At 55.6% G+C, this 20,974-nt stretch carries 17 protein-coding genes; 11 read left to right on the forward strand and 6 right to left on the reverse strand.

All coding sequences use genetic code 11. The features are described from left to right. Positions 1-3 precede the first annotated feature (3 nt). From RBB62_RS07540 to RBB62_RS07560, 5 genes are all read right to left on the reverse strand, one after another. Positions 4-1,722, reverse strand: a complete 1,719-nt coding sequence (locus RBB62_RS07540; protein WP_309398126.1) for a sodium:solute symporter family protein — start codon at positions 1,720-1,722, stop codon at positions 4-6. Positions 1,723-1,792: 70 nt separating this feature from the next. Further along, positions 1,793-2,428, reverse strand: a complete 636-nt coding sequence (locus RBB62_RS07545; protein ID WP_309398127.1) for a type II secretion system protein — start codon at positions 2,426-2,428, stop codon at positions 1,793-1,795. A gap of 65 nt (positions 2,429-2,493) precedes the next feature. Next, positions 2,494-4,602 carry a heparinase II/III domain-containing protein gene (locus RBB62_RS07550; RefSeq protein ID WP_309398128.1) on the reverse strand — a complete coding sequence of 703 codons (2,109 nt, stop codon included), beginning with the start codon at positions 4,600-4,602 and terminating at the stop codon, positions 2,494-2,496. 20 nt (positions 4,603-4,622) lie between these two features. Beyond that, a complete protein-coding gene (locus RBB62_RS07555) occupies positions 4,623-6,080 on the reverse strand; it encodes a sulfatase (RefSeq protein ID WP_309398129.1) in 1,458 nt (485 codons plus the stop codon). 129 nt (positions 6,081-6,209) lie between these two features. After that, on the reverse strand, positions 6,210-7,271 hold the full coding sequence (locus RBB62_RS07560) for a LacI family DNA-binding transcriptional regulator (protein WP_309398130.1): 1,062 nt from the start codon (positions 7,269-7,271) through the stop codon (positions 6,210-6,212). 208 nt (positions 7,272-7,479) lie between these two features. Here RBB62_RS07560 and RBB62_RS07565 point away from each other — a divergent pair, with 208 nt between their 5' ends. The 6 genes from RBB62_RS07565 (at position 7,480) to RBB62_RS07590 (ending at position 15,249) form a co-directional block, all read left to right on the forward strand. Further along, the gene (locus tag RBB62_RS07565; RefSeq protein WP_309398131.1) at positions 7,480-8,340 is read left to right on the forward strand and encodes a hypothetical protein; all 861 of its coding nucleotides are present in this window, start codon (positions 7,480-7,482) and stop codon (positions 8,338-8,340) included. Positions 8,341-8,499: 159 nt separating this feature from the next. After that, the gene (locus RBB62_RS07570; RefSeq protein WP_309398132.1) at positions 8,500-10,014 is read left to right on the forward strand and encodes a sulfatase family protein; all 1,515 of its coding nucleotides are present in this window, start codon (positions 8,500-8,502) and stop codon (positions 10,012-10,014) included. Beyond that, complete coding sequence (locus RBB62_RS07575; RefSeq protein WP_309398133.1) at positions 10,011-11,405, forward strand: sulfatase; 1,395 nt, start codon at positions 10,011-10,013, stop codon at positions 11,403-11,405. The genes RBB62_RS07570 and RBB62_RS07575 overlap by 4 nt, the downstream gene beginning before the upstream one ends. Positions 11,406-11,589: 184 nt before the next feature. Next, a complete protein-coding gene (nrdD, locus tag RBB62_RS07580) occupies positions 11,590-13,767 on the forward strand; it encodes an anaerobic ribonucleoside-triphosphate reductase (protein WP_309398134.1) in 2,178 nt (725 codons plus the stop codon). A gap of 15 nt (positions 13,768-13,782) precedes the next feature. Then, positions 13,783-14,274, forward strand: coding sequence for an anaerobic ribonucleoside-triphosphate reductase-activating protein (gene nrdG / locus RBB62_RS07585; RefSeq protein ID WP_309398135.1), 492 nt, complete (start codon positions 13,783-13,785; stop codon positions 14,272-14,274). Positions 14,275-14,343: 69 nt separating this feature from the next. Beyond that, a complete protein-coding gene (locus RBB62_RS07590; RefSeq protein WP_309398136.1) occupies positions 14,344-15,249 on the forward strand; it encodes an EamA family transporter in 906 nt (301 codons plus the stop codon). On the opposite strand, the gene RBB62_RS07595 is transcribed toward RBB62_RS07590, so the two are convergent. After that, a complete protein-coding gene (locus tag RBB62_RS07595) occupies positions 15,246-15,629 on the reverse strand; it encodes an FAD-dependent protein (protein ID WP_309398137.1) in 384 nt (127 codons plus the stop codon). The two genes, RBB62_RS07590 and RBB62_RS07595, sit on opposite strands and share 4 nt — an antisense overlap. A 385-nt stretch (positions 15,630-16,014) precedes the next feature. Here RBB62_RS07595 and RBB62_RS07600 point away from each other — a divergent pair, with 385 nt between their 5' ends. The 5 genes from RBB62_RS07600 (at position 16,015) to RBB62_RS07620 (ending at position 20,943) form a co-directional block, all read left to right on the forward strand. Beyond that, entirely contained in the window at positions 16,015-17,772 is a 1,758-nt protein-coding gene (locus tag RBB62_RS07600; RefSeq protein WP_309398138.1) for an SLC5/6 family protein, read from the forward strand. 20 nt (positions 17,773-17,792) lie between these two features. Beyond that, on the forward strand, positions 17,793-17,921 hold the full coding sequence (locus RBB62_RS07605) for a hypothetical protein (protein ID WP_309398139.1): 129 nt from the start codon (positions 17,793-17,795) through the stop codon (positions 17,919-17,921). 27 nt (positions 17,922-17,948) lie between these two features. After that, complete coding sequence (locus RBB62_RS07610) at positions 17,949-18,455, forward strand: hypothetical protein (RefSeq protein WP_309398140.1); 507 nt, start codon at positions 17,949-17,951, stop codon at positions 18,453-18,455. 204 nt (positions 18,456-18,659) lie between these two features. Then, on the forward strand, positions 18,660-19,589 hold the full coding sequence (locus RBB62_RS07615) for a LysR family transcriptional regulator (protein WP_309398141.1): 930 nt from the start codon (positions 18,660-18,662) through the stop codon (positions 19,587-19,589). Positions 19,590-19,707: 118 nt separating this feature from the next. After that, entirely contained in the window at positions 19,708-20,943 is a 1,236-nt protein-coding gene (locus tag RBB62_RS07620) for an MFS transporter (protein ID WP_309398142.1), read from the forward strand. The last annotated feature ends 31 nt before the right edge of the window (positions 20,944-20,974 follow it).

Here is a 20,974-nt window from a genome sequence, read left to right on the forward strand (position 1 = left end):
AATCTACCGGAAACGCCGTCCAACACGAATCAACCCAGCGCCAATGCTAATGATCACCAAGGCCAAGCCCAGTATTTGCAAGCGCGCTGAAAGCGTGTTGGGGACAAACAGGTAAAACAGGATCATGCACCCTATGCTGAGCGCCGTCCAACCCAGAATTTTGTATTGGGCATTGTCGCGCGACTCACCAATCTCAGCGGCAAAGTCCACCGGCTTATGCATCTTCTCGTAGAACTTCGCCACCTGCTCCTTGTAAATTTCGCTGGCGCCTCTCCACAACGGCAGCGAAAGGATCACTCCGATCAGACTAAAGCCGTAAATCCACACGAGACGGTCCTGGATTGGCCAGTTTTCATCCCACATTGCGCTGCGCACCACAAAGTAAATCGAAGGTAACAACGATGCGCCGACTATGACGAAATAGGACTTCCAATGCAGTCGCTTGATCCACAAGCCGAGGAAAATCGGCATGCTCAATGGCAGTCCGACTACGGCGGCAATCATTAGGTATGCATCAAACAGCGCCAGCTCCTTTTGGAAGGCAAGCAATAGGCTGACCATGATGATGTAAATGCCCAGCATGACCGTAAACACACGGCAGAGCAGCAGGTTGACACTGTCGCTAAGCTCGGCCTTTTTCTGACGCCCGCGAATGCGCGGAATGATGTTATTCACGATGACACCTGTGGTGCCGTTGAGTCCGGTGTCCATACTGCTCATCGTAGCCGCAAGCATCGCCGCGAGCATGAGCCCCAGCAATCCATTGGGGAGCAGCTCCGCCGAGATAACCGCATAGCTGGCCGTGGCCGGCTCCTTCATGCCCATCGCCATGACTTCCGGCTCGAAAAGGAAGCGCGCCACCATCGGCGGCACAAACCAGACCACCGTTCCAATCGCCATCAACACGCAAGCCCAGGCTGCCGCCCAGCGGGCATTGCGGCTATCCTTCACCGACAAAAAGCGCCCGGCCGTCCCCAAGTTTATGTAGCCCTGAAGCTGCAAGATGAAGACCACGAAAATCCATTTCCAGGTAAACTTATCATCGGGGAACTGGCCTGGGTCTTTGACGAATTTGAAGTCCTCGGCAAACCGTGGATCCTGAAAATACGAAAAGAATGCATCGATGCCCCCGATTTTGTGGAGGGCGAGAAAGAACATCAATACCGTCAGCGAAAAGAGAACCAGCCCTTGAACGAAGTCAGTTGCCATCACAGCCCAGCGTCCACCCGTCGTAGAATAAAAGACGACAATAAAGCCCAGCACCACAATCACCCACGGCGTCGGCACACCCAGAATCGCCGAGATAAAAATCGACAACGCATAAAGCTGCGTCGCCGAACTGATGGGCTGAATGATCAGTGAGAAATAAACGCTAAACTGCTCAACACTTACATGGAAACGCTCGCGCAAAACGTCCGCCCATGTCGTGGCGCGTGTTTGTCGAAACCACGGGCCGAGAAAAATGCACAACGCTAACCCCACGCAATTTGCCAAATAGATCACCAGGAAAGTCGGCCCGGATGAATAGGCCGCAGAGGCGTTTCCCGTAAATGTGAAGGCGCTGATTCCGCCCATGAACATGCTCGTACCGACCATCCACCAAGTGCCTTGCGCCCCGCCGCGGGCGAAGTCGCTGAGGTTCTTGTTCATCTTCGAGAAGAGTGAACCGACCACCATCAGAATGATGAGATAAACGCCGAGCGTACAGTATTCGAGAATCATGTTTTAAGAGACAGCGATGCCCGCCGAACACGCCATGCGCGCCCGTTGGAATCAGGATTTTGAGGAAGCATTAATCCGCTGACACAAACTCAACGTGCCAATCAAAGTATAGGTAGAGCCGTTCGTTGCCAAAGAGCGGCTCAGGCAAAAGCTTGGAAGCCCAACCCGCCTGCGGAGATCGGTTGGAGCCAGCATCTGCAGCACACATTGCCCAAGTGCTTTCATTGTTCTCCATCTGGATGACGTTGATTAATTGTGGCTTGGAGCCCTCATCTTTGGTTTGGTCATTGCGGCGATAGCCCCAAGGGTTGCGATTGCCAACAGGCATTTTCACCGTCTGCTGCATGAAGTATGCAGGCGCTCCATCGACGGTTAAATCTTCGAAGAGCTCGCAGGTTAATGGAGTAAATGGCTCACGGTTTTTCGAGGGCTCAGGCAGCTCCAGATAAGACCATAAATGATACCCCAGCAGACGATCATCCTGAGCGTAGCGTGCGGCTTGGCCGCCATAGAGCGGCCCCGGCAAGTAGCCATCATGCTCTTGTGAATACATCGTCATCGCCATGCCAACATCCCGCAGGCCCGACATAGCCACAGATTTCTGTGCGCTCATGTAGGCGCGGTTGCCAACCGAATAAACAATCGCCGCCAGTATGCTGACGATAGCAAGCACGGCCAGCAACTCAACCAGCGTGAAAGCGCGCATCGGCCGTGGGGATCGGTTCTTTAGGGAAGGAGTGCTTAAAGAGCGAGGGGTAAACATATCGGCAACTAAGCTTGAGGTTCTTCGGGGGTGATGTTGATCGTGATGGTAGCTTCATCAACAGGATCAGTGAGGTAGATGCCCAGGCGGCGGGCCAAAGATTTCTCAGGGTTGGAAAAGCCGGTAACTGGACTTTCCGCAAGGGTGTATGCTTTTCCTTTGGTCTCGATGGACACGTATAAGCTCACGCCTTTGTCGCTCACGCGGATAACGCCTGAGTCCAAAAGCTCATAGCTCCCACGCGTCACAATCGCGGTCGAGAATGCCTGCGGGTTCGCAAATGAAACCGAATCAGCAATAGAAATAGCGCCCTCCTTCCCCTGGGCTGCGCGTTCATAAATCAACGTGCGCGTAAGCTTCTCCAGATCAGGGGCGCGGTAGGCCTCAGTCATGTCCAACTCCACCACGTCCGCTTGGTCGGCGCTCTGAGTTTGAACGATTTCACCCATTGCTTCCGCGCCGTTCTTTTGCATGCGATTGGCAACGAGTGGCACCGCGTGGCCAAAAGAATTATTCAAGCTAGCCTCATAGCGGCGCGGACTGAAAGACGCCGCCGTATAACGCTCCATGCCGGGGTCGACCAACACCGGCTTGCCTTTGTAGGCGACCACATAACTGCCGATGTCATTGTGGTTGTGCGACTCACCATTGTTACCGCTACGGATGGCAACACTCATAGCGGGCTCAGAGACACTGCCCGGGCGGCAAATAAATAATTCGCTAGCGGGGAACCAGCTGCGCATCGCGAAATCATGGCCTGCATCGGAGTTTAATCCAACGCCATTCACTCGAGGTGCATCCTGACCAAAGCTGCGCATGATCAGCGAATATGGCAACGGGCCCAATGGGTGACGCGCCCCTGCATCGATGCGACCAAATTGCTCCGTTTCAATGCCAGGCATGCCATAACGCATTGCCGCGAAATCAACCAATCGCCGCTCCGGCTTGGCATTCACGGACTGGTCGCCAAAGGCGCCATACACGCCTTCTACCAATTCCAAAGTACGTGGCGACTGACTAACCTGCATCACCTTGTCATCAGCCAGGAGATCTATCCCGCCTTGAGTCGTCCGGCGGATCATTTCACTGGCGTATAAGAAGTGAGAAAATCCGTAGCCCCAGTAGCCGACTCCTTCCTCACTGATGCCATCGCTGGCAAAACTGTCAATGTAGCGCCCCATGAGGACTTCGGCGTCCGCAATGAACTCGGCGCGTACCTGCGGGTCCTGCTCCAGCGTCAATGCAGCACTCGTCACTGCACCGCAGCAAACGGCCGTCCAGTTATTCGGCCGGCTCATCCACCAGATCGGCTTGCCTTCGCGAATGGAAGTCAAGTAAGGCGTAAGCACGCGCTCGCGCACATTGTCTTTAATCTCTGCGCGCAAATCGGCTGGCAATACATCAGCTAGCCAGAAGTCAACGGTCGCCAATGCCCCAGCTACTTGCGTCGCTGCAAGATCAACTTTTCGCACTTCGCCACGAAAGACAGTCAGCTCTTTACCATGCGCTGGAACGCTCCAAGCGCCTTGCGCCAGAATCTCACGGATTGTTTTCTCAATCTCGGGCAAGTAGCGACCTTTGTATTGCAAAGCTTCCCCCAACGCCATGTCCACCAAGCGATTGTAGCGAGCCGACGAAGCGTCCTGGTATTTCTTACGATCCCCCGTCATTTCAAAGAGCTCCCACAGCTCCTGCGTCAGCTCAGGCGTCTTGGTTTTGAGCGCAATGTTCGCTTGGGCAATCAGCGCCCGCGCATCAGGCTGAGCGGCGAATGCGTCCCACACAGCGCGATCACTTGCCGGCGCGCCAATGCCGACTGCATACGGCGTAACCATCGTGGCAATGCGGTCAATCTCTTGCTTGGTGGGCGCGGGTGGCGGGGGCAATACCTTGGTTGAGCGACTCGCTTTCTTCGGCGTCTCATCCCCCAAAGAAGGTAAGACCTCCGGTGAATCAATCTGCTCGATGGTCATCGCAACACCGACTTGCTCTTCAGCAACCGATGGCGCCGGAACAGCTTCTTTCTGCGCGGTAATCTTAGGAGCGCTTTCGTCATCACAGCTCTGGCAAAGCAGCGCAATCAGAGCGAAGGCGAGGATACGGGAAATAACTTTCATGGGGAAACGTTGTAAATATTCTAAAGCTTCGACGGCGTATTCAGTGGCCACTGGTCATTGATTTTCGCCAGCAGACTTTGCTGAACTTCAGCATATGCGGGATCATTCGCGAGGTTGCGTTTTTCGGGCTCAGGCAGGGAAAAATCATAAAGCTCCAGGCCAAGCACTTCGCCGGTATGTGCATCCCACCAGCGTGTCATGCGATAGTTGCCTGAACGCAAGCTACGGCCTTCAATGCTGCCATCCCAGTTCATCGCGGCATTCTTTCCACCAGCGCTACGCAACACTTCGGTGTAGGCTTCGCCGGCAGACTCCGGCTGCTTGCCCTCCATCAACGGAAGCAAACTTTTGCCCGCCAGCTGTGGCGGATATTCCAAGCCGAGGAAGTCGAGCACCGTCGGATAAATGTCGAGCAGTTCGACCGGTTGGTTGATCACGAGCGGCTGTTTCACATCACCCGGCACATGGATAATCAACGGCACCGCGCAGCCCGTTTCAAAAAGCGTCGATTTATCCCACTGACCGTTTTCACCGATGTGGAAACCGTGGTCGGCCGAGAAGATTACGAGCGTCTCGTCTTTGAGCTCCAGTTCTTCCAGTGCGTCCATCAGTTGTCCGACCAACGCATCAGTATAGGATGCCGCAGCGTAGTGGCCAACCATCTGGTTGTAATCGCGCTCATAGCGTTTATCGCCCGGCTTGAGCGCCTCGGTTCGATGGCTTTTTAAGGCCAGCTCCGGAGCGCCTTTCGGATAGCCCGCCGGCTCGGGGAAAGCAAGCGTGTCGCTTGCATACAGATCAAAGTATTTTTTCGGCGCGGTAAACGGACGATGCGGACGCTGAAAGCCAATGTATAGAAAGAACGGCTGGTCCTTGAGCTCGCGCATGATCTCAATCGCGCGCTCAGTCACACGTCCATCGGGGTAGGCATTATCCGGCACATCGGCAGCCTCGGTAATCGCCCCACGGTTGATCCAGCCCCGCTTAGTCTTGTCCTTCGAATTAGCTTCAAAGTCAGCTCGATTTTCCGGCAAGGCATATTGCTCCACCATCTTGGCCTCTGCGAGATCATCACGCGACCAGGATGGCGGGTCGCTCGGACCGTAAGTTTTCCCGAGTCCAATTGATGTATAGCCAAAGCTCTGCAGATATTGCGGCAAGGTCTGCACGTCGGGATGAAAATTACGGAAGCGCGACTTGCGGTAATTGTTATCGCGCGAACCGACAACATCCGGACGCATGCCCGTCATGATGCTGGCCCGTGATGGCGTGCAGATGGTCGCCTGCGCATAGGCGTGTTGAAACAGGCAGCTCTCGTCGGCGAGCTCATCCAAGTTCGGCGAAACCACTTGACCGTCGTAGCAACCCAAACGCGGACTCAGGTCGTCAACTAAAACGAAGATCACGTTTTTCGCCAACAGCGCGGGAGCCGCAAGGCATGTGATCAGGGCAAGGAATGAGGAAAATCTGGGCAACATGGGTATGTTTGTATTCGGCGCGGCCGGGGAAGTAACACGAATCTGGAACTGAGCTAATACGCTCACGGAAGAAAGCTCAACCAAGCTGCGATTCCATACTTATGGAATATGCATACTGAATTCGAAATGCTAAGCGATGCCCTGCTCCCTCACAGACTTTGCCGGCTGCCAAACGCCTTCGATTTGAAGCATACGCCGGATTTCCGGCACTCCGAATTCACGCCTTCGAATCGTGCCAACCAAGATATCCACCGCCGCTTTGCCAATGGATCGCGAGTTCTCATTGATACCCGCCAAATCCTTCATCTGTCGTTGATAAAAAAAGGACGCCACCCCAACATCACAGGGAGCCTCGACACCAATCTCTTTCAATCCATTGAGTAAGAATTCCGCGCCTTCCTTCATGATCACCACCGCATCGGGCTGATGCTTGCGATACCAGCTATGCAAGGCGCGCAGAGATTTCTTATTCTGCGACTCCAGGTAGAGCGTCGGGATGCTTTCTTGCAGGCCAGAGCTCACGGTTTTCATCTCCACGCCATGCCCTGAGAGCCGAAAATTCAGCTTCGTCGCTTCGTTTTCGCTGACCATCAATATCGCCGCAATGCGACGGTAGCCCAACGCATGCAAATTCTTCACGATCTCGATACTGTTCTGGTAATGATTGGGACTCACCGAGTGAAAGCGCGGCTCGGTCACCGACCAACCAAACGTCACCACGGCAAAGCGCTCCCAGTCCAGCTTTAGCGCAGGCCCAGCGTGCAGCAGCGGCGGCAGGATGACGCCTTCAATGCCGCGATGGTAAATAATGTTCGAGAGCCTCTGCTGCGTAATTGTGTCGGTATCGACCTCAAAGACTTCAAGGTTGTAGCCATGCTGCGACGCCTGCTCTTCTGCGCCTTCACGATAGAGGTGCCACACCGAGTCTTGATAGTAATCCAAATCATAAACCTCCGGATCGCAGAGCCACGCCAAGGTGCCGCGGTAATTCGTTTCCCGCATGTTCTCGCGATAGGAAGCTAACGCCGTGAGCATGGGATCTTTGCGGTAACCGAGGTCGCGCGAAATCTTAAGGATCTTCTCTCGCGTTTCCTCGTTTACACGTGGATCACCACGCAAGGCGAGGCTGATCGTTGATTGGTTTAGGCCAGTTGCTTCGGCAATGTCTTTTTGGGTAACGTGGGGCTGCATTGATATAATTTGGGGAACGGGTAGATTTCAGGCTGCCTCCTGCTTCTTCACCATTCTTACCAACTCAGGCAAGGCTATCAATCAAAATCCATATGTATGCATCACCAAGCGCATGGACACTTAATCGAATCAAGGCATCCTGAAGGTAGTATCAGTTGATACTGTTTTCAAACCCAACCCCTCAACCCATCATCCAATAAGATTCGATATGAAGAACAAAGCCCTATACCTCTCACTCTCCTCACTCTCTCTGGCGACTATTTGCCAAGCCCAATGGGCACCGCTAGTATCCGATAACTTCGACGAATACACGTTCGGCGATCAAGCAACCACCAATACCCAAGGCATCACTTGGCAGAACTCGAATGGCGCAACGAAAATAACCTCCAATCAGTTGGTAACCGACGAAACAGGCGGCACCAACAGCAGTGGCGCGGTGCTCCCCGCCAACGTAGCTGGCACGGGCAATGCGCTCTACTACTTCGATAACGATGGCGGCGTCGCCCGCAATGGCATTAACTTTAGCGCTACGGACGATACTTACGATGTTGCCCGTGTTGATTTTGATTTCAGCTTCGTGGATGTTGACGCTGGCAACTCAGCAGGCTTCGGTAACGTAAGCATCAATAACCCGAACAACACTGCAACTGGCAGCAGCACCAACCGGGCTGTCACCGTAAACCTGCATTACAATGGCCGTGTAAGCTGGGCTGGCGGCGGTATTGATCTGACCAACCCGAATGGTAGTCACTCGATGTCGATCGTGGCTAACGGCGGCGATTCGTCCTACAGCTATAGCGCCCTCGATGGCAGCGGCACGGTAACCCTGGCGTCTAAAAGCTTCGATGTATATATCGATGGAGATCTCCTGGGCACATCGGTAGGCTTCGACACCGACCTGCCTTTGGGACGCTTTGGCTTCACGTCGTTCTCTACGCCCACCGGCGCCGAGTTCATGATCGACAACCTTGAGACGTTCGCCGCCGTGCCAGAGCCCGCTGAATCAGCTGCCTATGCAGCCGTGGTCGCCCTGATCTTCTGCGTCTTCCTGCGCCGCCGCTCTTCTTAATCCGGACGGGGGGTCCGGGTTTGAATAAATTGGCGTCACCGTGACTTAACTTCCGGTGACGCCAAGCCCGTTTCTCCTGATTTTTAGCGCCGTTTAATTTTCGTTAACGCGATGACGTTAGCGGCGGGGCATGCTGTATCCATTCAACGCCAATTTCCGATGAACACCCACCAGAAACCAAACATTGTCTTCATGATGGCGGACCAGCTCCGCTGGGATTTTTTAGGCTACGCCGGAGCCGACTTCCTCAAAACACCCAACATCGACCGACTCGCCAACGAGAGCACTTGCTACACCCGCGCCTACTCACAGCACCCCTTGTGCGTGCCCGCGCGCGCTGCGTTAATCACCAGCATGCACGGGCTCACCACCGGTGTGCTGACCAACGGACAATGGATTCGCCCGGATTACGCAGAGCAAGGCATCCGCACTTGGCCCGAGCGTTTAAACGAGCTCGGCTACCAAACCGCTGGCGTCGGCAAAATGCATTTCTACCCGTGGAATGAAACTATGGGCTACCAGTATCGCTCCGTCACCGAAGACAAGCGCTGGCCCTACATTCAGGACGACTACTTCAAGTATCTTTGCGGGAAAGGTTCGCGCAAATTCACCGGCATGGATCACGAAGGCTACCTGGAAAATAAAGGCGCCATCATCAGCCGCAATCCTTGGGGAGACTCCTGGGATCACTTTGTCGGCTCCGAAGCCGTTGACTACATATACCAACGCAACGAAGACAAACCGTTCGCGATGATGGTCGGGTTTACGGGCCCTCATTGCCCATATGATCCGAACGAAGAATTCATTTCCGACATCGATCCGGCCAAGATTCCCGACCCGGCGCCCAGCGTCGCTGAAGATTGTCCGCTCGTCAAAAAGGCCAACCACGAGGGCAACCTTTTCCCGTGGAACGGCGTTGATCACCGCGATTGGAACGACGACCACAAGCGCAAGGTCCGCCAACACTACGCAGGCCTCATCCAACAGATCGACCGCGAGGTTGGCGACATCCTTGCCGCACTGGAAGCAACCGGTCAGCTCGACAACACCGTCATCATTTTCACCAGTGACCACGGCGACTACGTGGGCGACCACGACATGGCCGGCAAGGGAACTTACTACGAGGGCAGTTGCCACATCCCCATGATTGTGCGCGATCCAACCATGCGCCAGCATCAAGTCTGCGATCAGCTGGTTACGCTAACGGATGTTACCTGTACCATGCTCGCCTACGCCGGAGCGGAGTTACCAAGCGTAACCGAAAGCATCCCTCTTCCAATGTTGCCATACATGGGCGAAGGTCGCCCCGACGTTCCAGAGCGCGACTCAGTGCTTGGCTGGTTGTCCAACGCCAGCATGTATCTGAAGGGCCCATGGAAATACTCCAAGTATGACACCGGCGAGTTCACGCTCTTTAATCTGGAAGAGGATCCGTTGGAGCAGCACAATCGCATCCATGACCCTGAGTGCTTCCCAATTGCCCTCGAATACGAGCAAGCCCTGACAAAGGAATCCCTCCCCATGATCTTTGCTGGCCATCACGATCTAGTCGTCGATACTTCCAATACTCTTTGGCAAAGTGATGAATTTGGCGGTGAAAACTTTGTGCGGACCTACCCGATGCCAGTCGGTATGAGGTCAATTCCCAAAGAAGCCCAAACTGACCCGCGATGAAAACCTTTGTTGTATTATCCCTCCTGCTGGCCAGCGCCAGCCTCGTGAGTGCGGCGTCCCCCACCGCGCCCAACGTGCTCTTCATGGCCGTTGACGACATGAACGACTGGGTCGGCCCGTTGGAAGACGACGAGGCCGCGCTCACGCCCAACATGGATAAACTCGCCGCCAGTGGCGAACTCTTCACCCGCGCCTACTGCGCCTCCCCCGCGTGTAATCCATCGCGCGCCGCGATCTTGACCGGCTTCAGCGCGTCCACGACCGGCATTTACCTGAACGACCAACCGTGGCGCAAAAACATGCCCGACGTCGTTACGCTACCACAGCTCTTTCGGCAAAACGGCTACCGCTCCACCGGCCTCGGTAAGATCTACCACAACCGCTACAACGGCGACAAAGCCTCGTGGGACAGCTATAAAAGCTTCGGCCACGGCATCTGGCCTAAGGAACCAGTCGATCCGGGATACCCCGTAAAAGGCCAGTATGATTGGGGCCCCGTGGACGCGCCGGACAACGCCTTTGGCGACTACAATTGCGCGACAGCGGCGGTGGAGTTTTTATCTCAGCCGCAGCAAACGCCCTTCTTTCTCGCAGTGGGATTCATCCGCCCGCACCTGCCCTTCTTCTGCCCGCCTCGCTTTTTTGATCTGTATCCGGACGACGAAATCATCCACCCGGAGATCAACCCAAACGACTGGGATGACTTGCCGGACGCTGGTGTTGCCACCGCCCAGAAGTTTTCCGGCCCTGGTTACAATAAAGTCAAGGCGCTCGATGGCGGCATGGACCGCATCCTGAAAGCCTACCGCGCATGTATCTCGTTTACCGATGAACAAGTCGGCCGCGTTTTAGATGCGCTGCAAAACAGCCCTTACGCGGACAACACCATTGTCGTTCTGTGGAGCGACCACGGTTTCCACCTCGGCGAAAAACTTCGCTTCAGCAAATACACACTGTGGGAAGAAAGCACCCGCGTGCTGCTCGTCTTCCGCGTGCCCGGCGTCACGAAGTCCGGCACGGTCAGTACCCGCACCGTGAGCTTGCAGGACCTCTATCCGACGCTCGCCGAGTTGTGCAATCTGCAGAACGTGCCGCCCGTTGAAGGCCGCAGCTTGGTCCCGTTGTTAGAGTCGCCGAACCTAGATTGGCCCTACCCGGCGTTGACGACAAATTTCATGGGCAACCACGCGGTTCGATCGGAAGACTGGCGCTACATTCGCTATCAGGATGGCGGCGAGGAGCTCTATGATCACCGCAACGACGCCAACGAATGGACCAACCTCGCGAACGACCCGCAATTCGCCTCGGTCATCGCCGATTTGTCCCAATGGCTGCCCCAGCACGACGCACCTAACGCGCCGCGCGAAGAGGACTACAAGCACGCCAAATAAGGCCTTAAAGCAGCGCGTTTTTGGCATCTTCCTAGGCGGCAAACACTTGCCGCCCGACACCGTCATTGGCACCTCTGCCAAACGGATTAGCTATGCTCTATTCGCAAAAAACGAAGGCTTATTCCTGAGTGCGATTTTTAGAATAATCTACACAAAACACTAAATGTAGTATGTATTTCGAAATATGACTACGATATCTAGTGCCATACAATCCACTCTCTTCGATACCCCTAATTCACTTCCCTACCCTGTTGTGCGCAAGCGCGACGGCAGTTACACCCCTTTTTCACTCGAACGTATCTCTCAGGCAATCTACAAAGCTGGTCGTGCTGCCGGTATTGACGACTTTGCCTACGCAGGTCAAGTCACGGCCCTCGTTACCGCTAAATTTTTGGGCCAGGAAGAGACCTGCGTCACCGAAGTTCAAGACCTGATTGAAAACGAGCTCATGGCCGGCCAAAACAAGGCCATTGCCCGTGCGTATATTGAGTACCGCCACGACCGCGACAAGGCCCGCGAGCGTTCGAGCAAACTCAACCGCGAAATCCAGGGATTGGTCGAGCAAAGCAACGCCGAGCTGCTCAATGAAAACGCCAACAAGGACGCCCGCGTCATCCCTACGCAGCGTGATTTGCTGGCTGGCATCATCGCCAAACATTACGCGAAGCAATACCTGCTGCCGAAGGATGTCGTCGTCGCGCACGAGTCGGGCGACCTCCATTACCACGACCTCGATTACGCGCCCTTCTTCCCGATGTTCAACTGCATGCTCGTCGACCTCGAAGGCATGCTTACGCGCGGGTTTAAAATGGGTAACGCCGAGATCGAGCCGCCCAAGTCCATCGCGACCGCGACCGCCGTCACCGCGCAGATCATTGCCCAGGTCGCCAGCCACATCTACGGCGGCACCACGATCAACCGCATCGACGAAGCCCTCGCGCCCTACGTCACGGCCAGCTACGAAAAGCACCTCGCCACCGGCAAGGAATGGGGCGTGCCCGACGCCGAAGCCTACGCCCGCAAATTGACCGAAAAGGAATGCTACGACGCCTTCCAATCGCTCGAATACGAGGTCAACACGCTGCACACGTCCAACGGCCAAACACCGTTTGTCACGCTTGGCTTTGGCCTAGGCGAAAGCTGGGAATCGCGCCTGATCCAGATGTCTATTTTGAAAAACCGCATCCGCGGTCTGGGTCGCCAGAACAAGACTCCCGTCTTCCCGAAGCTCGTCTTTGCGATCAAGGAAGGCCTCAACCGCAAGGCCGGCGACCCGAATTACGACATCAAGCAGATCGCCCTCGAATGCGCCTCCAAGCGCATGTATCCGGACATCCTGAACTACGACCAAACCGTGGCCGTGACCGGCTCGTTTAAATACCCGATGGGCTGCCGCAGCTTCCTCGGTCAGTATTGCGACGACAACGGAGAGGTCCACGAAGGCCGCAACAACTTGGGCGTCGTCAGCCTGAACCTCCCCCGCATTGCGCTGGAGGCCAAGGGCAACGAAGCGCGCTTCTTCGACATCCTCGACCAGCGTCTCATGCTCGCCCGCAAGGCGCTCGATACCCGCATCGCGCGCTTGCAGGAAGTCCGCGCCCGCGTTGCTCCGATCCTTTACATGGAGGGCGCGTGCGGCGTTCGCCTGAAGCCGGACGACACCATTGCCGAGCTTTTCAAGAACGGCCGCGCCTCGATCAGCCTCGGCTACATCGGCCTGCATGAGACGATCAATGCGCTCTACGGCGACGAAAAGCACCTCTTCGACAGCGATACTTTGCGAGACAAAGCAATCGGCATCATCAAGGTGTTGAAGCAAGCCGTCACCCAGTGGAAAGAAGAGACCGGCTACGGCTTCAGCCTCTACAGCACGCCGAGCGAAAACCTCTGCGACCGCTTCTGCCGCCTCGACCTGAAGAAGTTCGGGCAGATCCTCGGCGTCACGGACAAGGGCTACTACACCAACAGCTTCCACCTCGATGTGGAGAAGAAGGTGAACCCCTACGACAAGCTAGACTTCGAGTGCGTTTACCCGCCAATTGCCAACGGCGGCTTCATCTGCTACGGCGAGTATCCGAACATGCAGCACAACCTCGAAGCCCTCGAGGCGATCTGGGATTACAGCTACGACAAGGCGCCTTACTACGGCACCAACACCCCCATCGACGAGTGCTACGAATGCAACTTCACCGGCGAGTTTGAATGCACCTCCAGCGGCTTCACCTGCCCGAGCTGCGGCAACAACGACCCGGCTCGCGTCTCCGTTACGCGGCGCGTCTGCGGCTACCTCGGCAACCCTGACTCCCGCCCCTTCAACGCGGGCAAGCAGGAGGAAGTGAAGCGCCGCATTAAGCACCTCTAGTCGGAGCCAGCGACCATGAATTACCATCGCTACATCGACCTGGACGTAATCAATGGCCCCGGCAACCGCTGCACGCTGTTCGTCTCCGGCTGCGAGCACAAGTGCCCCGGCTGCTACAATGCCTCGACTTGGCCGGCGGACTCCGGGCATCCGTTTACCGACGCGGAGGCCGACCGCATCATTGACGACTTGCAGGATACACGCATCATCCGCCGCGGGCTCTCGCTCAGCGGCGGCGACCCGCTTTTTCCGGGCAACTGCGAGGAAGTGCTCAAGCTCGTGCGTCGCGTGAAAACCGAGTGCCCCGGCAAAGACATTTGGCTGTGGACCGGCTACCGTTTGGAAAACCTCAGCCCCGCGCAAAAAGCAGTTCTCGAATACGTAGATGTGCTGGTCGACGGCCCCTTCGTCCAAGCCAAGCGCGACCCGTCACTGCTGTTCCGCGGCTCATCCAATCAACGCATCTTGGACCTGACGGCCGAGCACCAACTGGCCGAGTCCGCCTAGCCTTACCTGACTGCGAAATTCGCAAAGTCGGCATTGCGGTGAGCGCGGAACTGCGCAGGCTTCCTCCGAATGGATTGGGTAACACTCGGGCTGTTTTCGGCAGTCATACTTGGCTTCTATGATCTGGCCAAAAAGCATGCGGTCCGCGACAACGCGGTTTTGCCGGTGCTCTTCTGGGCGCAGGTCGTAGCGGCCAGTATCTGGCTGCCGTGGGTCATCCTCAGCCACACCCAGCCCAACGTCATCCCAACTGACTTCCTGCGCGTCGAGTCGCTCGACGCCATGGGCCACCTGCGACTTTTTGCGAAGTCTACCCTCGTCGGCACTTCGTGGATCTTCGCCTACTTTGCGCTCAAGCATTTGCCGATCTCACTCGTCGCACCCATTCGGGCCACAAGCCCGGTGTGGACCTTGCTCGGCGCCTTCTTCCTCCTCGGCGAGCGTTTCAACGGCCTGCAGTGGACGGGCATTGCAGTGACGCTCGGCGGCTTTTACCTGCTGTCCGTCGCGGGTAAAAAGGAAGGCATCCGCTTCCACCGTGACCGCTGGGTGCTCTTCATCATTGCTGCAACGCTGCTTGGCGCCACGAGCTCGCTCTACGACAAATACCTGCTCAACGTGCTCGGCTACCGCACGCCGACGGTGCAGTCGTGGTTTGCGATTTACCTGGTCGTTTTCTTCTTCCCGTTCTTCTGGGGCTGGAAACGCCGCTGGTGGCCGCGAGGTGATTTCCACTGGCGCTGGTCGATTCCCTTCGTCGGCGTCGCACTGCTCATTGCCGACTTCGCCTACTTCCGCGCACTGGAAATGGACGGCGTGCTGATCGGCGTCATGTCATGCCTGCGTCGCGGCAGCGCCCTCGTCTCCTTCGCCGGCGGCTTATGGCTTTTTAAAGAGACTAACGGCTGGCGCAAACTCCCGGCGCTGCTGACGATCCTGCTGGGGATTGTGATCCTCGTCCTCGGCAAGGGCTAACCTGCCGCCAATGCATCCGCGCAGCGTATGCCATCCAACGCGGCGCTGACAATGCCGCCCGCATACCCTGCCCCCTCGGCGCACGGATAGAGCCCCTGCACGTCCGGGTGTTGCAACGTCTGCGGATCGCGCGGAATACGCACGGGCGAGCTGGTGCGCGTCTCGAAGCCGATCAGGTCGCAATTCTCGGTGTTGTAGCCGCGCATCTGTTTGCCAAACAGCGTGAGCCCGCGGCGCATGCGGCTGACAATCCATTCCGGCAACAGCTCGTCGATGCGCGCCTCATGAATGCCGGGGAAATAGCTCGTCGCGGGCAGGTCTTGTGACGCCTTGCCCTTGAGGAAATCCACCACCCGATTGCCCGCCGTCACCATCGTCATTGCTAAATATCCTCATACCTGCCAGACAATACTACGCGTCAAGAGGGCCGAGCGCCAGACGCTTACGATCAACCGTATCCTAGATGAAATGCTCCGGGTCGTCCTCAGCAATCCACTCACGCATATCAACCGGTAACAAAAGAGGCGTTTCCAGATCTAGCGTCACGAAATCCATCATAACAGCAAATCAACTTCAGCTCAACTAGGCCATCAAATCCGACAGGCTGCTAGGCTTTCTCCTGTCCTCAAAGAGGTTCCGTAGCAAAAATGTAGTGCATCTGCATCAGGAATGACAACGAATCCGCATTTACACGTGGCCGTTTAAAACGCAGTCCCATTTTTTTCTGGCTCTTGGCGCGACCTATGCTTCAAATGCCGCCCCAAGGTGGCATCATCTACTAAAGAACAATGGAACTCCCGACTAGGCGTGATTCTGGCAGTGGCCGGTAGCGCAGTGGGCCTTGGCAACTTCCTCCGTTTCCCGGGGCAAGTCGCGCAAAACGGAGGCGGTGCATTCATGATCGCCTACTTCATTTCCTTCCTACTGATCGGCCTGCCGATTTGCTGGGCAGAGTGGACAATGGGGCGACATGGTGGGCAGCGCGGCTTTAATTCGAGCCCGGGCATTTTCAATGTCCTGTGGCGAAGCCCAGCGGCGAAATACGTAGGCATCATTGGAGTCATCATCCCGGTGGTTATCTACATGTATTACGTCTACATCGAGGCATGGTGCCTAGGCTATGCGGTAAACTTTGCACTCGGCCATATGGACTTTTCTACGATTCAGGAGTCCAATGCATGGTGGGCTTCATTTATAGGCATTGAAGAAAATGGTCAGGCCTTCAAAGGCTTAGGCATCTCTCACGTAGGGATCTATTTGTTCTTTGTATTCATCCTGAATTTTGTACTCATCTTTCGCGGAATTTCCGGTGGCATCGAGTTCTTCTGCAAAATTGCAGTTCCGACACTGGTTGTGATCGCCTTCATCGTGCTTATCCGCGTGATGACGCTCTCCACCGACGTCACCGCGCCGGAGGAAAACGTGAATAATGGCTTGGGCTTCCTCTGGAATCCCGTAAAAACGTTCGTGGTCGAAACTGATGTAGCCACCGGTAATTCCACGCGCCGCGAGATCGTCGATAAAGGATTTAAGCAGAAATACGGCGCACTCGATGGCCAGACCGTTGATGGTGTGAAATACGAAGTCGATAAGGTGGGCGTTATCAAGCAGCTCCAGAGCCCGAAGCTCTGGCTGGCGGCGGCAGGACAAATTTTCTTCTCACTCTCGGTCGGATTCGGGGTGATCATCACCTATTCCAGCTACATGCGGAAAGACGATGATGTCGTGCTTAGTGGGCTGGCAGCCACCAGCGCAAACGAGTTTTGCGAAGTGGCCCTCGGCGGTTTGATCACCATTCCGGCGGCTGTGGCGTTTATTGGCGTAGCTGGCTTAGCGGGCGCAGGCCTGGGCACGTTTGACTTAGGCTTCAAGGTGCTGCCACTGGTGTTCTCTGAGATGCCGTTTGGCAACGCTTTTGGCGCTCTCTGGTTCTTCCTGCTTTTCCTGGCGGCAATGACAAGCTCCATTTCGATGCTCCAGCCAGGCATATCGTTCATTGAAGAAGTCATGAAGGCCGACCGCAAACGCTCGTGCGCGATTCTGGGGATCATCACTGCACTGGGCTGCGGCTTCGTGGTTTACTTCAGCGCAGGCATCAAAGCGCTTGACACACTTGACTTCTGGGTCGGGACTTTCCTCATCTTTATTTTGGCGACGATTCAGATCATCATCTTTGGCTGGGCATTTGGCGTAGATCGCGGTATGAATGAGGCGCATGAAGGCGCGGCCATTCGCATTCCAGGCTTCTATAAGTTTATCATGAAGTACGTGAGCCCATTGTTCCTGATCGTTATTTTCATTTTCTATATTTTGATGAATGTTTTGGGCATTAGTTTTTCGGGTGGTGAGGCGCATCTGGATTATCACGTGACCGACCTTATCGGTGGAGATGGCAGTAGCCCCAATATGGCTGCCTGGCTCAGCATTGGCCTCGTCGGAATATTATTTGCATTTTTCGCAATTCTGGTCTCCGGCGTGAAGCGATACCAGAAAGTTCAACAAAATTGGGAGGAGAGAGTATGACCGCAGGAGGTTGGCTATTTATGTCCGTTTCCGTCGGGGGCGTCTGCGCCCTTTTCAGTTGGTGTATGTGGAAAGTAATGACCACACCCGGCGAATCCGAGCACATGCACGGTTTCAGCGCCGACGAAGAAACTCCGGACAAGGACTGAAAGTCTTTTATACGACAAATGAGGCAGATGAACGCAGGGCCACTCAGACGAGATATCCTTAGGAATTTATTTCAGCTGATCCGCGCAATTCGTAGTTTCATCATCGTCGGAGTGGTCACCATGCTGGCGGGTTGCGGCTCCACGCAGGAGCACCGCGCGCGGCAGTATTCTGAGGCATATGGCCGGTTGAGTCCCGCCGAACAAGAGCGAGCGCTCGCAGGCGGCATCAGCCAAGGAGACTCCATGCAAGCCGTCTACATTGCGCTCGGCTCTCCGCAGGCGCACAGAAAGATTGAGAACATCACCATCTGGGAATACACTGCCCGCCCCGTCCCCGCAGAGACGCCGTTTACCGACAGCGCGACGGAATACTTCATCACTCCCAATAGCGGCGCTTGGTCCCCGCAATGGAACGATAATTCTGGCTACCTCTACATGGAATTCGAAGACGGCAAGCTCGATTTATGGGACTTTCAAGAGGCTGGTTTCTCCTTTAAAATGCAGCACGGCGGCGAAATCAAAATGCCGGAATAGACGCTATCGCACGGGTATTCAGTTTTCCTGAACGCCGCTTCAAGCATCACTCATGGCCAAGTAGCGCACTTTGAGCTATCATACGTGCATGAGACATCGCATCATTTCCTGGATCCGCGCCTGTTTTCCGACCAGCACTACGTTTAACAACCGGCAGTTGCCCCGCGGGCGCAAAGTGTTTATCAATGGAAGAATCATCACACTATGAGTCTGGATTTACATTTGCTGCGCACATTCTGCGTGGTGGCCGAAGAGGAAAACGTGACGCGCGCCGCTAACCGGCTTTTTCTCAGCGCACCATCCATTAGCGCCCACCTCAAGACGTTGGAGGACGAGTTGGGAGTACGGCTATTTACGCGTAGTGCGCGCGGTATGGCGCTGACCAAGGCTGGCTCGGTGCTCTGGGAAGACGCCGAGCAAATCCTCAAGCAAACCGCCCAACTGCGACGTAAGGCGCAAAACCTCAGCGAAGACGTCAGCGGAATGCTCCGCATAGGCATCAACAATCCGCCCGAAACGCTCTTTGTCGAAGACATCATTGACCGCCTTAGCCAACAGTTCCCCACCCTGCGCTTCGACTGTGGTTTTGGGGCCAGTCAAATAATCCTCAACGGGCTACGATCGGACCTGTATGACGTCGGGTTCTTTGAAGGTCCTCGCGGCAGCGCAGATCTGGTGGCGGTCGAACTCGAAAGACGTGAGCTCGTGCTGGTGTCGCCCATTGCCTGGGGCGAGGAGCTTCAAAAGGCGACCGTTGGCCAGCTCCAGGAGTATCCCTGGATATTCGCGAGCGAAGGCTGTTCGTATTACCGTTTCGCACATGACTGGCAGCAAACGCGGGGGCTCAAAATCGAAGAGCGCATTCGCACAGTCAACGACGACTGGTCCACCATGAGCTTCGTCGCACGCGGCCTGGGCTTGAGTATCGTTTCAAAGAACGTCCTCACCGCATCACCTTACTCGGATCAAGTCGCCGTGCTACCTCATTTGGAGGGCAGTGTCCCGTTATCAATCGGCTTTTTGAAAGAGCGACAGGATGAAAATCTCGTGCAGCGTACCGTGGAAACCGTCCAAAGCATCTGGCAAGAAAAGACAACACTAGGCGTTACAAACGGGCCCAGCATATCGCGATAGAGTTTTGCGATATTGCAGTTGAATTAAGGGCGAGTGGCGCTCAATGTCGTTGTTTGATGCCCACTCTCAAGCACAGTATGCCACGCCGCCCAGCCGGGTCTACCGGTGATGCCGCACAGTGAACCGCGACCGTAAAAACTACTTTGCCCACGCACTTGAAGGTGGCCTGTTCATGGGCGGCATGGCCTTTCTTGCCGCCGATACGGTGCTCACCGTGATGGCGCAACAGCTCGGAGCTCCCAATTGGCTGATTGCACTCTTGCCCACAGCGATGTTTGCTGGGCTGGTCATGGCCCCAATCATGACGGCCTCATTTATCGAGCGTAGTCGCAGCATGAAGCGCATCACGCTGTTTACGGGCGTTCCGCAACGCGCTGTTTTCCTCGTGGCGGGAATCGTCATTATCGTTTGGGGGGATGATCATCCGGGCTATGCCTTGGCTGCGCTTGCACTAGCGCCCGTTCTGTCCGGAGTCTTTGGTGGGATCGGTCAGGGCGCCTGGGTGCAGCTCGTGGCGCGAACTGTCCCGGCGAACCGGCGCTCATCACTCACTGCAACGCGTAACTTGATCGCCGCCTGCATTGGGCTTGGTGCCGGTTTGGTGATCAAGAGGGTGCTCGACGAGCATGATGGGGCCATCGGATTCGGTATCCTGCACCTCATTGCATTTGGCTTTTTGGCTGCGTCTTACATCGCCTTTTTGTCTATCCAAGAAAACATCGTGGAACCTGTGAAAACGACGCGTCAGCGCAGCTTGAAGGCTTATTTCATCGAGCTGATTGACATCCTGCGCGTGGACCGCGATTTCCGCTATTTTGCATTGATGCGGGTCACTGGTCCGGCTGCAAGTTTCCTGATCCCCTTCATGACCATCTACGCCATTCGTGTGCTGGGTGCCAGCGAAGGCTTTGCGGGGGATGCGCTCGTCGCCGCCACTCTAGGGCAATTTGTGGGTAATATCGGCGCGGGCTACATGGGCGACCGTCTGGGAGGCAAAGCGCTTTTGGTCTGGGCGCGCGTACTTTTCCTCGGAGCATTTTTGTTTGCAGCCTTTGCGCAAAGCTATGCGGCATTCATGGCTTATTTCTTCATTATCAGCGCCACCAATTTCGTAAACATCATCGGCAATATGACCCTAATGATGGAAATCGCGCCCGATCATAAACGCCCCACTTATGGCGCTTTGGCGGGCCTGCTCAACGGCCCATCCATGATTCTGTTTGCACTGGCGGGTTCCTTCTTGTGGACGAAATTTGACTCAATGCAATTGCAGGCACTAATCGCATCCATAGGCATGTTGTTTTCGCTTTTTTTCATCTGCCAGGTTAAAGATCCGCGTAACGCTAAGGGTTAACTCGCCTTTTATCTTGCCCGCGCAAACACAC

Source organism: Cerasicoccus maritimus, assembly GCA_031296935.1.
Taxonomy (GTDB): Bacteria; Verrucomicrobiota; Verrucomicrobiia; order Opitutales; family Cerasicoccaceae; genus Cerasicoccus; species Cerasicoccus maritimus.